Here is a 13,631-nt window from a genome sequence, read left to right as displayed (position 1 = left end):
CCTTTGATACTTTTTTTAAAAGGATAATTTATCACATCGAAAGTAGCAAAGTCAAATAAGAAAATTATCTAGTATCAATGGGAGTTATTTAGTGATAAAAAATAATCTAGTCTGATAATAAGGACTTTATTATTTAGATAATTATTAAAAAAATAGATAATGAGAATTTAGAGTATATAACAAAATAATAAATTACAAACTTATAATAAAATATGTTGGAGAAATTATAGTATGATAATAAATCAGTTAAAGCGATAATATTTATGGACAATTTAATTTTATTTTGGCATAGAAAAGACTTACGTATTAATGATAATATAGGGCTAAGTGAAGCCGAAAAATATAGTAAAAAAATAATAGGCTTTTTTTGTTTAGATCCTTATATTTTAAATGGTGATGACGTTGCCCCTGCTCGGGTAAAGTATATGATGGGTTGCTTGGCTGAATTAAGGCAAAAGTATCAAGAAAGAGGGGGAACTTTTTTAATTTTTAAAGAAAGCCCTAAAAATATTATTCCTTCTTTAATGAAAAAACTTCAAGGAAAAGCAATTTTTTGGAATAAAGATGTAGAACCTTATAGTCGAAATAGAGATAGAGAAATTGCTCAAATTCTCAAAGACGAAAACATTGAATATAATGTATTTTGGGATCAATTAATGCATCCTCCGGGGGATGTTTTAACTAAAAGTAATAATAGCCCTTATAGTGTTTATGGTCCTTTTTGGCGTAGTTGGGAAAAATTAGAAAAACGATCTCCTTTTTTTGCCCCTACTTCCCTAATTGGTTTAGATGAAAAAGAAACAGAAATTGTTAATCAGTTAGGGGCTATGGATTTACCAACGGCTGAAGCATTGGGATATGACTGGCAAGGTAATTTTATGTTAGCCCCCGGGGAAAATGCAGCATTGGAAAGATTAGATTACTTTTGTTCTGATTTATTGGTAAACTATGATGAGCATCGTAATTTCCCTGCTATGGATGGTACTTCCTTATTAAGTGCTGCTCTTAAGTTTGGTGCGATCGCCCCTAGAACCATTTGGCAAAAAACCGTCGAAGAATGGGAAAACACCCAGAGTGATGAAGCAAGGGAAAACATTACCGCATGGCGTAAAGAATTAGCATGGCGAGAATTTTATCAACATTGCCTATACTTCTTTCCTGAATTAGCCCAAGGGCCTTATCGAGAACATTTCAAAAACTTTCCTTGGGAAAACGACGAGAAAAAATTTCAGGCATGGTGTGAAGGCAAAACAGGTTATCCCATCGTAGATGCCGCCATGCGTCAACTAAACGAAACAGGGTGGATGCACAATCGCTGTCGTATGATTGTCGCCAGTTTTCTTACCAAAGACTTAATCATTGATTGGCGTTGGGGGGAAAAATATTTCATGCAAAAACTCTACGACGGCGATTTAGCCGCCAATAACGGTGGTTGGCAGTGGAGTGCTTCCAGTGGAATGGATCCCAAGCCTTTGCGGATTTTTAACCCCGCTTCCCAAGCCCAAAAATTCGACCCAGAAGCCCAGTATATTCGCCAATGGTTGCCCGAAATTAGATTTTTGGACACAAAAGACCTCGTGACAGGGAAAATAACCCCTATGGACGCAACGAGTTATGGATATGTTCCCCCCATCGTAGATCATAAAGAACAACAAAGAAAATTTAAGGCATTATACGCCCAGGTTAAAGAGCAATGGACAATGGACAATTGACAATGGACAATTATTATTTTTTGCCGAGTTGATGAGGGTAGTCGAATCAGCAAGAGTGCTCACCAAATTTTATCCCGAACTCAGGTTAAACTAGATATTAGTTTTTGTTAGTATTACCCAAACATGACCATTTTAACCGTTCAATCCCTCAAAAAAGACTTTGGTATCAAAGAAATCATCAAAGATGCCAGTTTTAGCATTGAAGATAATGATAAGGTGGGTTTGATTGGGGTAAATGGCGCTGGTAAGTCAACTTTACTGAAAATGTTGGCGAGTATCGAACCCACAGACGGGGGAGAAATGGTAACTAAATCGGGGGCGAGAATTATTTATCTACCTCAACAGCCTGATATTGACCCTGATCATACAGTATTAGAACAGGTATTTGCCGATTGTGGAGAACAAATGCAGTGGATAAGGGAATATGAGGATTTATCCCACCGCATCGCCCATGCGGATACGGCAACCCAAGAGCAGTTGATGGGGCAGTTGGCAAGGGTTACGGAAAAAATTGATAGTCATAATGCTTGGAATCTGGAGGCGGAGGCAAAAATTATCCTCGATAAGTTGGGGATTCAGGATTTTGAGGCAAAAATGGGTAGTTTATCGGGGGGTTATCGTAAACGGGTTGCCCTTGCTTCGGTTTTAATGGCTGAACCTGATTTATTATTGATGGATGAACCTACTAACCATCTCGATGCGGAGTCGGTGGAATGGTTGCAGGAGTATTTGAAACAGTTTTCGGGGGCTATTTTTTTGATTACTCACGATCGCTACTTTCTCGATCAGGTAACTACCCGTATATTAGAGGTGGATAGGGGTGAAGTGTTTAGTTATGCAGGAAACTACAGTTATTATCTGGAGAAAAAAGCCCTAGCGGAAGAATCTGAGGCGAGTAGTGAGCGCAAACATCAAGGGGTATTACGCAGGGAGTTGGAGTGGCTAAAACGAGGGCCAAAGGCTCGTAGCACGAAGCAAAAGGCGAGAATTGATCGCATCTCGGATATGAAAAATAAGCAGTTTCGTAAGGCTCAAGGGAAGGTGGAAATTGATACCCCCAGTCGTCGCATTGGTAAGAAGGTAATTGAGTTACACGGTATTGGTAAGAGTTATGGCGATCGCACTTTAATCAATGATTTTACCTATATTTTTGAACCCGATGACAGGGTGGGCATTATCGGCGGAAATGGGGTAGGAAAATCCACTTTAATGAATATGATTATGGGTAAGGTAGAACCTGATGATGGTTATGTGGATATTGGTGGTACTATAAAAATTGGTTATTTTGACCAACATTCCGATGATTTAATTACCGCTAAAGAACAACAATTAAGGGCGATCGAGTATATCAAAGAAGTCGCCACCTACATCGAAACCTCCGACGGTGGACAAATCAGCGCCTCCCAACTCCTCGAACGATTTTTATTCACCCCCAACCAACAATACGCCCCCATCGAAAAATTATCAGGGGGAGAAAAAAGACGATTATTTTTACTGAGAATGCTCATTAGTAATCCTAACGTTTTAATTCTCGATGAACCTACTAACGATTTAGATGTACAAACCCTTGCGGTATTAGAAGAATATATAGAAACCTTCAAAGGCTGCGTCATTGTAGTATCCCATGATCGCTACTTTTTAGATCGCACCGTAGAAACTATTTTTGCTTTCCAACAAGATGGCACATTAAAACAATATCCTGGTAATTATTCCATTTATTTAGAGTACAAAAGAAGACAAGAAGCCAGGGAAAAAGAAGAACTAGAACAAGTTAAGGCAGTTGAAAAAAACAAGAAAAAACAACAACATTCTAATAAAAAAGAAATCAAAAATCAAAAATCAAATAAAAAATTATCTAACTTTGAACTAAGAGAATTAGATAAATTAGAGAATAAAACTATTCCAAATTTAGAAGAAAAAAAAGCGAACATAGAAAATAAACTATATCAAAATCAAGGAATAGACTACGAAGAATTACAAAACTTGACCCAAGAATTAGCGAATATTAATAAAGAGTTAGACAACGCCACCGAAAAATGGATGGAACTAGCGGAAATGGTAGATTAATGAACTATAAAGAACTATTAATATCTATTTATAACGAAGCAAAACAAAGAAATTGCTACAAAGCAGAATTAAATGAAAAAACATTAAATAACATAAAGATTATTGCTGACAAATGCTTTAGTCAAAAGGGTGTTTATACTGTACTAATTACCTTATCTATTTATAAAATTCTTCATCCTAAACAAGATATTAGAAATCATCAAACACAAATTAAAAATGGTTTCTCAGGAAGAACTATTGATACGCAATTTATAACACCAACATTAAAGCAATTAAATTTGCCCTCAATGGCAGAAAGCGGTTGGCTTACTCGTTCATTAGAACAACCATATCCTTATAAGTTAAACTATCAAGGAAAAATAGGTAATAAAAAAGTAAAAAATGCATTTTTAGAATTAGTAAATACCATCCAAGTTGACCAAGTTAATCCTAAATATATCTTGGTAGAATTATTGAGACATATAATTCAAATCCAAGCACAAAATACCATAAAGATTCAACCTTTAAGTAATCCAGAAAAATCAACTATTTCTAAAGTAATCAATATTTTAAATGAGCAATTTTCTTTTAACTACAATGCTTTTGGTGGTTCTAAATTACCTGTTTTAGCTTTTTATGCCATCTATCAAGTTCTATTACAGGAAATTATTCGCTATAATACTTGTGAATTAAAATCATTGGGTAGTCATACTGCTTCGGATAAAACATCTAAAGCTGCAGGAGATATTGAGATTGTAAAAAATAAGAAGTTATTTGAGGTTTTAGAAATTAAATTAGATAAACCTATTGATAGTAATATAGTCAGAATTGCCCAAGAAAAAATTATAAAATATAATCCAGAAAGATATTATATTCTATCTTATTTAGAAGTTAAGCAAGATGATTTTAATGTTATTAATGATATTATCAATGAGGTAAAAAATAATCATGGCTGCCAAATTATAGTCAACGGAATAATTCCCACGCTTAAATATTATTTAAGATTAATTTCTAGCTTAGATAAATTCATTGATCTATATTCTAATCTCATAGAAAATGACTCAGAATTAAAAATTATTCATAAACAAAAATGGAGCGAATTAATAAAACAATTAGAAGATAATGTATAAATTTATTGATTTATTTGCGGGAATAGGGGGCTTTAGAATAGGCTTTGCAAAGGTTGGTTTTAAATGTGTTTTTAGCTCAGAAATAGATTCCCATGCTAGACAGATGTATTTTCATAATTTTGGAGAATTACCAGCAGGAGACATACAAGCAATTAAAATTAAAGAAATTCCCAGTTTCGATATTTTATTAGCTGGATTTCCTTGCCAACCTTTTAGTATTGCTGGAGAAAAAAAAGGATTTAATGATATTAGGGGAACTTTATTTTTTGATATTGCTAGAATTGTTGAATATCATAGACCAAAAGTGATCGTTTTAGAAAATGTAAAACATTTTAAAAATCATGATAACGGTCAAACTCTAGGGACAGTATTAAAAACTTTAAATAGTCTGGGTTATACAACTAATTGGAGTTTATTAAATGCCATTGATTTTGGAGTTCCACAAAATAGAGAAAGAACCATTATTGTTGGTTGCTTAGATAACGTCAAATTTAATTTTAGTTGCTTAAAAAAACGTCAATTACCAAAACTAAAATTTATTTTAGAAGATGAGAATAAACAAGAGTTTGAGTATTTAAAAGAAGAAGACTATACTTTAATTGATAATCCTAAACAACAAGTATCAGGCTTGATTTTTGCTGGTTATAGAAATAAAAATATAAGAGTAAATGGCATCCGCCCTAACACAAAGCATTTATCAAGAGTGCATAAACAACCCAACCGAATTTACTCCTCCGAAGGTACTCACCCGACTTTATCTTCTCAAGAATCTGCAGGTAGATATTACATCCTACACCATGGAAAAGTAAGAAAATTAACCATCAGAGAATGTTATCGCTTAATGGGTTTTCCTGATGATTTTAAATTAGTCGGTAGTAAGGGAAAACTTTATAACAGAGTAGGAAACTCCATAGTTATTCCCATGGTTGAGGAAATAGCAAAACAGGTTAAAGAGCAATTATTTAATCCTAGTCATGGAATACAACACCATTCATCTCCACAGCAAATGTCCTTATTTGACTTAGGACTGTTGCTAGAATCATCAAAATAAGCATTTTAAGAATATTCCTTGAATCCAAGGCACAACCTAAAAAAAACCTAAAGAATCGTCACACAAACATAACAAAACCGTAACAGATCAAGAAAATTATCTTATCCTAGGAACTAGATGATTAAATTATCGAACAAGATTAGGATAAATAATTGTGAATATTCCAGGTAATATTATCACGCTGATCGCAGGAATCGCTCTAACCCTGATCAGTTTGTGGTATGGACAAAATCATGGTCTGATGCCCATAGAAGCATCTCAAGGAGCGCAAGACGTTGACGAATTATTTAACCTAATGATGACCATTGCAACGGGCTTATTCCTTATTGTAGAAGGGGTAATCGTCTATTGCATGATTAGATTTAGGCGCAAAAAAGGAGATCAAACCGATGGACCTGGCATTGAGGGTAATGTTCCCCTAGAGATTGTCTGGACTGCTATTCCGACGGTGGTAGTGTTTATTTTGGCATTATACAGTTTTGAAGTATATAACAATCTGGGGGGTTTAGATCCTGAAACGTCGAGGGATTTTCCCCAAGAGGAAATGCAAATGGCAGAGGGTGGCAATCAAGGCAAAATGGTTGCTTATAACCCTCATCAAGGACATTTATCTTTAGGTATTGGTAATGCCAATGCTGATATGGAGGTGGATGTTAATGGTATTCAGTATGCGTGGATTTTTACTGGGCAGGATAATGGTATTGTTTCTGGTGAGCTTCATGTGCCTGTGAATAAAAGGGTTAAGTTAAATATGAAGGCTGGGGATGTTATCCATGCTTTTTGGGTACCTCAACTTAGGTTAAAGCAAGATGTTTTACCGGGTAGAGACTCTAATTTGACTTTTATCGCCAATAGGGAAGGTAAGTATCCCATTATCTGTGCGGAGTTGTGTGGCCCTTATCATGGTGGTATGAAAACTTTTCTCTATGTCCACAGTGAGGAGGAGTATGAGCAATGGGTTCAAGATAACACTTTTGCTAATGCCCAAGAAAAGGCTGATACCATGGCAAGTTTATCAGCGCCCATAACCGATGAAAGTCGTTTACAAATGCACTCCCATCATTTGGGTATTGATGAGGATGTTTTAAAACAATTGACAATTGATAATTGACAATTATGGGGTTTTATTATCTCAATTTAGTTTCTAAAAATTTTTCATAGTAATATTTTTTATGTCAAGCAATAGTATTTCAGAAAATACGCACCATAAGGAGCGTAAGTTAATTGATTACTTTACCTTTAATACGGATCATAAGGTAATTGGTATTCAATATCTTGTTACTTCGTTTTTGTTTTATTTCATTGGCGGAGCGTTTGCGGAGGTGGTGCGCACGGAGTTGGCTACCCCTGATCCCGATTTTGTTTCCCCTGAGTTGTATAACCAGATTTTTACGCTCCATGGTACGATTATGATCTTTTTGTGGATTGTACCTGCGGGGGCTGCTTTTGCTAATTATCTGATTCCTTTGATGATTGGTACTGATGATATGGCTTTTCCTCGCTTAAATGCGATCGCCTTTTGGATGATTCCTCCAGGGGGTATTTTGCTATTAAGTAGTTTCCTTGTGGGTGCGCCTCAGTCGGGTTGGACTTCTTACCCTCCCCTTAGTTTGATGACGGGGAAATGGGGTGAGGAATTTTGGATTTTGAGCCTACTATTATTGGGTACATCGTCTATTTTAGGGGGTATTAACTTCGCCACTACCATCTTAAAAATGCGCATGAAGGATATGGATTTGCACAGTATGCCCCTATTTTGTTGGGCTATGTTGGCAACTTCTGCCCTCATTTTACTTTCTACCCCCGTATTGGCAGGGGCATTAATTCTTCTTTCCTTTGATTTGATGGCGGGGACAAATTTCTTCAACCCCTCTGGTGGCGGTGATCCTGTTGTATATCAACATCTATTTTGGTTCTACTCCCATCCTGCGGTGTATATCATGATTTTGCCCTTCTTTGGCATTGTCTCAGAGGTGATTCCTGTGCATTCAAGAAAGCCTATTTTTGGTTACCGTGCGATCGCCTATTCTAGTTTAGCCATCAGCTTCCTAGGATTAATCGTCTGGGCTCACCATATGTTTACCAGTGGTACTCCCGGTTGGTTAAGAATGTTTTTCATGGCAACCACCATGTTAATTGCTGTACCCACAGGCATTAAAGTATTTAGTTGGTGTGCCACCATGTGGGGTGGTAAAATTGAACTTAATAGCCCCATGTTATTCTCCATCGGCTTTTTGTCATCCTTCCTCATCGGCGGTATTACAGGGGTAATGGTAGCTTCTGTACCTTTCGATATTCATGTCCATGATACTTATTTCATCGTAGGACACTTCCATTATGTATTGTTTGGAGGTTCAGCCCTAGCCCTATTTTCTGGTTTTTACCACTGGTTTCCCAAAATGACAGGGAAAAACTACCATGAAGGCTTAGGACAACTACACTTTATCCTTACCTTTGTGGGTTTAAACCTTACCTTTATGCCCATGCACCAATTGGGCTTGATGGGAATGAATCGCCGTATCGCCTTATACGATATTGAATTTCAACCCCTAAACCTTCTTAGCACTGCGGGGGCTTACACCATGGCTATCTCTACCCTTCCTTTCGTCATCAATGTAGCATGGAGTTTATTTAAAGGTACTCAAGCCGAGCGTAATCCTTGGCGGGCGCTTACCCTCGAATGGCAAACCGCTTCCCCTCCAATTATTGAAAATTTTGAGGAAGAGCCTGTTTTATGGAGCGGCCCCTATGATTACGGTATTGATGAAGAATATGACTATGAGCAGGAAACTGTCTCGGATATGTTGGCGGATGTGGGAGTTAAATAATTGAGAATTGACAATGGACAATGGACAATTAATTTTTATTTGATATTGTCTTGTTGATTATCAACGGCTTTGGTCAATTCATCATTAAACATATCTAAAAATTAGTATTTTTGCACCATATTTCTGGACAAATATATTAACAAAAAAAATAAGCCTCATAGTCGGGTGGGCATTGCCCACCATTCCCCTCTTCTGCTAAAGATTTTATGCACATTATAAGAAAATAAGGAATTATGCAAAGTACAGATATAAATTCACAAGTTACCGTCGGTTATGAGAAAGAAGCCGAAGGTGGACATCATGGACATCCAGATTTTAGGATGTTTGGTTTGGTGTTATTTTTGGTGGCGGAAAGTATGATCTTTTTTGGTCTTTTCAGCGCCTATATGATTTACTATGCCACCATGCCAGAATGGCCCATGGGTGATATTGAGTTAGAGTTACTTTTACCTAGTATTAACAGCGTCATTCTGATTTCTAGTAGCTTTGTGATGCACAAGGGGCAAAGCTGCATTAAAAATAATGATGAAAAGGGTTTAAGAATCTGGTTTGGTATTACTGCCCTGATGGGGGCTATTTTCCTTGTGGGGCAGGGTTACGAATATGCTACCACTGGTTTTAGTTTGACAGACAATCTTTTTGCTAGTTGTTTTTATGTGTTGACTGGTTTCCACGGTTTACACGTTGCCGCTGGTTTATCGTTTATTTTGGCGGTTTTGTGGCGATCGCGCCAGGCTGGTCATTATTCGGCTGAAAATCATTTTGGTGTGGAAGCTGCGGAGTTATATTGGCACTTTGTGGATGTGGTTTGGATAATCCTTTTCGGTTTAGTTTATCTTTTACCTCTAAGTTAAAGCCATTGATAAATCACCCCAAAAACTAATAGGGGGTTAAACCCCTACTAGAAATAAATATATTATTTAGGCAAAGTAGTCTTGAAGAGCTTTAACTTGGAGAGGTTCAGACTGTAGAGAACGAATGGCTTCTACGGTGGCTCTTGCCCCTGCAATGGTGGTAATAATGGGTAACTTATAATCTAGTGCCGAACGGCGAATTTTACGACCATCATATTGGGATTCTTCCTCGGCACTGGGGGTATTGATAATAAATTGAATTTGATTGTTTTTAATCCAATCAATGACGTGGGGACGACCTTCATGGAGTTTTAATACTAATTCTACATCTTCAATACCATGGTCAAGGAGGGTTTGACGGGTGCCAGAGGTGGCGACTAATTTAAAACCTAAATTAACCAAGTCTTTAGCTACAGGAACGATCGCCTCTTTATCCCGATCACTCATGGAAATGAACACTGTACCAGAAGTATGGATAGCAACCCCTGCACCGATTTCCGCCTTAGCAAAAGCCTTACCAAAATCGCTATCTATACCCATTACCTCCCCTGTACTACGCATTTCAGGGCCTAAAAGAGTATCTGCCCCCACAAACTTATTAAAAGGTAATACTGCCTCTTTTACTGCCACATGGCGAGGGATAATTTCTTCGGTGGCGTTTAATTCCCTTAAGGTTTTGCCTGACATTACCAAGGAAGCAACTTTGGCGAGGGGGCGACCTGTGGCTTTAGACACATAAGGCACGGTACGGGAAGCCCGAGGATTAGCTTCAAGAATGTAGGCGGTTTCCCCCTGCACGGCATATTGAATATTCATCAAGCCCACCACTTGTAATGATTGAGCTAGTTTGACTGTCCAATCTCGAAGGACATGGACAATGTCATCACTTAGGGTAGTATAAGGGATAGAACAGGCAGAATCCCCAGAATGTACCCCCGCTTCTTCGATATGTTCCATGATACCGCCAATGACCACTTGTCCTGTGTGATCACAGATAGCATCTACATCTACTTCGATGGCATTTTGTAGGAATTTATCAATTAAAATGGGGTGTTCAGGTTCTATACGTACCGCATATTTCATGTACTCCTCTAATTCAGTAACATTATAAACCACACGCATACCCCGTCCCCCGAGAACGTAGGAAGGACGTACCACCACGGGATAACCAATTTTTTCGGCAACGATGAGCGCTTCTTCAAAACTTCTGGCAATGCCGTTAGGAGGTTGTTTTATTCCTAAGTCATCGAGGATGGCTTCAAATTTTTCCCGATCTTCGGCGGTGTCGATGGAGTCGGGGGACGTTCCCCAAATCTTGGTTTTTACGGGGCAATTAGCCTCAGCCAGATAGTTTTTTAAGGGTACGGCTAATTTGAGGGGGGTTTGTCCTCCAAATTGAATAATTACTGCGTCGGGGTTTTCCGATTCGATGATGTTTAATACGTCTTCTTTGGTTAAGGGTTCAAAGTAAAGGCGATCGCTCGTATCATAGTCGGTGGAAACGGTTTCGGGGTTAGAGTTAACCATGATCGTTTCAAACCCTGCATCTTGGAGGGAAAAGGAGGCATGACAACAACAGTAGTCGAATTCTATACCTTGCCCGATACGGTTAGGCCCACCGCCCAATATCATTACCTTGGATTTATTGGTAACGTTATTTTCACTTTCCCCAGATTCATAGGTGGAGTAGTAATAGGGGGTAAAGGCTTCAAATTCAGCGGCACAGGTATCCACCAATTTATAAACGGGTAAAACTCCTAAGGATTTACGATAGGCCCTTACTTCGTCTTCTTTGGTTTTGGTGGCAAAGGCAATTTGATAATCACTGAATCCTTGTTTTTTAATTTCTAACATCTCCTCTTTACTAATTTTTTTAAGGGGAGTACGTTTCATGAATTTTTCGATCTCGACAATTTCTTGCATTTTATCTAAAAACCAAGGATCGATCGCACTTAACCCATGAATATCTTCTACGCTCATGCCCAATTTAAAGCCATGGTAAACACTGAAGATGCGATCGGGGGTAGGTGTGCGTAAATGGGAGCTAATTTGTGATAATGTGGGTAGGGTTTCATGGCGATCGCACCCAAAGCCAAAACGACCAGTTTCAAGGGATCTCAACGCCTTTTGAAAAGACTCATTAAAAGTACGTCCAATGGCCATGGCTTCCCCCACGGACTTCATTTGAGTTGTCAGAGTAGAGGATGAGCCTGGAAACTTCTCAAAAGCAAAACGAGGAATTTTTGTGACCACATAATCGATGGTAGGCTCAAAGGAAGCAGGGGTTTTTTTTGTAATGTCATTGGAAATCTCATCCAAAGAATAACCCACCGCCAACTTAGCCGCAAATTTCGCAATGGGAAAACCGGTGGCTTTAGAAGCTAAAGCAGAGGAGCGAGAAACCCGAGGATTCATTTCAATAACAATCACCTCTCCATTAACAGGATTAATGGAAAACTGAATATTAGAACCCCCCGTTTCTACCCCAATTTCTCGAATAATCGCCTTTGCATAGTCCCTGAGGCGCTGATATTCCTTGTCTGTTAAGGTTTGAGCAGGGGCAACGGTAATAGAATCCCCCGTATGTACCCCCATGGGGTCAATATTTTCAATGGAACAGATAATAACCACATTATCCGCCATATCCCTCATTACTTCTAATTCATATTCCTTCCAGCCAATGAGGGATTTTTCAATCAAAATTTGGGACATGGGAGAAGCATCAATACCAAACTTTGCCATTTCCTCAAATTCCTCTTGGTTATAGGCAATACCGCCCCCTGTACCACCCATGGTAAAAGCAGGACGAATAATCAAAGGATAAGAACCAATTTCAGCGGCTACGGCTTTGGCTTCTTCCCAATTACTGGCAATACCAGAAGGACACACAGGCACTCCAATTCTTGCCATGGCATCTTTAAATAATTCTCTATCTTCAGCCATTTTGATGGCGGGTAGTTTTGCACCGATTAAATCTACACCATATTTATTTAATACCCCTGATTCAGCCAAAGAAACCGCTGTATTAAGCGCGGTTTGCCCCCCCATGGTAGGCAGTAAAGCATCGGGGCGCTCTTTGGCGATCACTTTTTCGACAATTTCTGGGGTAATGGGTTCGATATAGGTACGTTCAGCCGTATCAGGATCGGTCATAATGGTTGCTGGGTTGGAGTTTACAAGAACAACCTCATAACCTTCCTCTCTTAGGGCTTTACAGGCTTGAGTTCCTGAATAATCAAATTCACAGGCTTGTCCAATGATAATCGGTCCAGAACCTAAAATAAGGATTTTGTTTATATCTTCACGACGTGGCATATATCTTTACCGCCTCAACTCTTTAATTTATCTTAATCTCAAATATTCTAATGCCTATCGTTCTTTATTTTTCTTTTACTTTATGTTTGTTCAATGACAATCCCATTTTATGAGGAGATAGGGAGATGGAGAGATGAGGGGTGGGGGTAATTGTTTTAAATCGGTTTAATTTGAAAAGTGATTAAGTTTTTTTGCTTATCATCACAACTATAGTTGTCTTACAGATAATATTTTTTTCTGTTAGCGATTATGTCTGCTTTATTTTTTTCTCAAAAAACCCATAAAAGTGATTATAAGATGTGACAATTATTTTTATTAATAGCAGTATAAAAGCTAACTTATTTTTGGTTTTATTTAGTCATTTTCCCATTGTTCAGAGGCAATCAAATCACCGATTTGATCTCTTAATAAATAGTCGCATTTTTCGAGTTCACATTCTACACATACCCACTCTCTGGCGGGAATATACTGACAAAGGATATAAATGGGTTGATGACGACTGACAGTTCCTTTTTCTACTAACTGTCTTACTTCATCTTTGATCATATCGATGGAATATTTGGTTGCAGTTTTTTCTAGGGTTTTCATCTGCTTTTTCCTCGTTGATTGATTTTGTTCACTTTCCACTATAGTCTAACTCATCAAACTGGGAAATAAAGTGTTTCTGTATAATTTATTACTTTTCCTTAAGATTT

The 13,631-nt window shown here is 38.0% G+C and carries 9 protein-coding genes; 7 read left to right on the top strand and 2 right to left on the bottom strand.

All coding sequences use genetic code 11. The features are described 5' to 3' along the window. Positions 1-263 precede the first annotated feature (263 nt). The 7 genes from IQ215_RS04275 to IQ215_RS04245 all read left to right on the top strand — a co-directional run bounded on the left by IQ215_RS04275 (position 264) and on the right by IQ215_RS04245 (position 9,621). Positions 264-1,712 carry an FAD-binding domain-containing protein gene (locus IQ215_RS04275; protein ID WP_193800085.1) on the top strand — a complete coding sequence of 483 codons (1,449 nt, stop codon included), beginning with the start codon at positions 264-266 and terminating at the stop codon, positions 1,710-1,712. Positions 1,713-1,835: 123 nt separating this feature from the next. Further along, positions 1,836-3,779: an ABC-F family ATP-binding cassette domain-containing protein gene (locus IQ215_RS04270; protein ID WP_193800084.1), complete on the top strand. Its 1,944-nt coding sequence runs from the start codon at positions 1,836-1,838 to the stop codon at positions 3,777-3,779. Continuing rightward, on the top strand, positions 3,749-4,888 hold the full coding sequence (locus IQ215_RS04265; RefSeq protein ID WP_193800083.1) for a hypothetical protein: 1,140 nt from the start codon (positions 3,749-3,751) through the stop codon (positions 4,886-4,888). The genes IQ215_RS04270 and IQ215_RS04265 overlap by 31 nt, the downstream gene beginning before the upstream one ends. Beyond that, the gene (locus IQ215_RS04260; RefSeq protein WP_206688504.1) at positions 4,881-5,939 is read left to right on the top strand and encodes a DNA cytosine methyltransferase; all 1,059 of its coding nucleotides are present in this window, start codon (positions 4,881-4,883) and stop codon (positions 5,937-5,939) included. Before IQ215_RS04265 ends, IQ215_RS04260 begins: the two co-directional genes overlap by 8 nt. A gap of 154 nt (positions 5,940-6,093) precedes the next feature. Then, the gene (locus IQ215_RS04255) at positions 6,094-7,050 is read left to right on the top strand and encodes a cytochrome c oxidase subunit II transmembrane domain-containing protein (RefSeq protein WP_193800082.1); all 957 of its coding nucleotides are present in this window, start codon (positions 6,094-6,096) and stop codon (positions 7,048-7,050) included. A gap of 61 nt (positions 7,051-7,111) precedes the next feature. Further along, a complete protein-coding gene (gene ctaD / locus IQ215_RS04250) occupies positions 7,112-8,767 on the top strand; it encodes a cytochrome c oxidase subunit I (RefSeq protein ID WP_193800081.1) in 1,656 nt (551 codons plus the stop codon). Positions 8,768-9,000: 233 nt separating this feature from the next. Continuing rightward, on the top strand, positions 9,001-9,621 hold the full coding sequence (locus tag IQ215_RS04245) for a cytochrome c oxidase subunit 3 (protein WP_193800080.1): 621 nt from the start codon (positions 9,001-9,003) through the stop codon (positions 9,619-9,621). A 66-nt stretch (positions 9,622-9,687) separates the two neighbouring features. On the opposite strand, the gene carB is transcribed toward IQ215_RS04245, so the two are convergent. Together carB and IQ215_RS04235 are read right to left on the bottom strand one after the other, a co-directional pair. Next, positions 9,688-12,936 carry a carbamoyl-phosphate synthase large subunit gene (gene carB / locus IQ215_RS04240; RefSeq protein ID WP_193800079.1) on the bottom strand — a complete coding sequence of 1,083 codons (3,249 nt, stop codon included), beginning with the start codon at positions 12,934-12,936 and terminating at the stop codon, positions 9,688-9,690. A 354-nt stretch (positions 12,937-13,290) separates the two neighbouring features. Next, positions 13,291-13,524 (bottom strand): DUF4327 family protein, encoded by a 234-nt coding sequence (locus tag IQ215_RS04235; protein WP_193800127.1) that lies wholly within the window; start codon positions 13,522-13,524, stop codon positions 13,291-13,293. Positions 13,525-13,631 lie beyond the last annotated feature (107 nt).

Origin of the sequence: Cyanobacterium stanieri LEGE 03274, from assembly GCF_015207825.1 — a bacterium.
Taxonomy (GTDB): domain Bacteria; phylum Cyanobacteriota; class Cyanobacteriia; order Cyanobacteriales; family Cyanobacteriaceae; genus Cyanobacterium; species Cyanobacterium stanieri_B.
The sequence above is the reverse complement of the archived record's forward strand: the minus strand, read 5'-3'. Positions and strand labels throughout refer to the sequence as shown.

Bases quoted from the DNA above. Each gene is read 5' to 3' on its own strand.
- IQ215_RS04260 (WP_206688504.1), top strand. From the start codon at position 4,881: ATGTATAAATTTATTGATTTATTTGCGGGAATAGGGGGCTTTAGAATA.
- carB (WP_193800079.1), bottom strand. From the start codon at position 12,936: ATGCCACGTCGTGAAGATATAAACAAAATCCTTATTTTAGGTTCTGGA.
- IQ215_RS04235 (WP_193800127.1), bottom strand. From the start codon at position 13,524: ATGAAAACCCTAGAAAAAACTGCAACCAAATATTCCATCGATATGATC.
- IQ215_RS04275 (WP_193800085.1), top strand. From the start codon at position 264: ATGGACAATTTAATTTTATTTTGGCATAGAAAAGACTTACGTATTAAT.
- IQ215_RS04265 (WP_193800083.1), top strand. From the start codon at position 3,749: ATGGATGGAACTAGCGGAAATGGTAGATTAATGAACTATAAAGAACTA.
- IQ215_RS04270 (WP_193800084.1), top strand. From the start codon at position 1,836: ATGACCATTTTAACCGTTCAATCCCTCAAAAAAGACTTTGGTATCAAA.
- ctaD (WP_193800081.1), top strand. From the start codon at position 7,112: ATGTCAAGCAATAGTATTTCAGAAAATACGCACCATAAGGAGCGTAAG.
- IQ215_RS04245 (WP_193800080.1), top strand. From the start codon at position 9,001: ATGCAAAGTACAGATATAAATTCACAAGTTACCGTCGGTTATGAGAAA.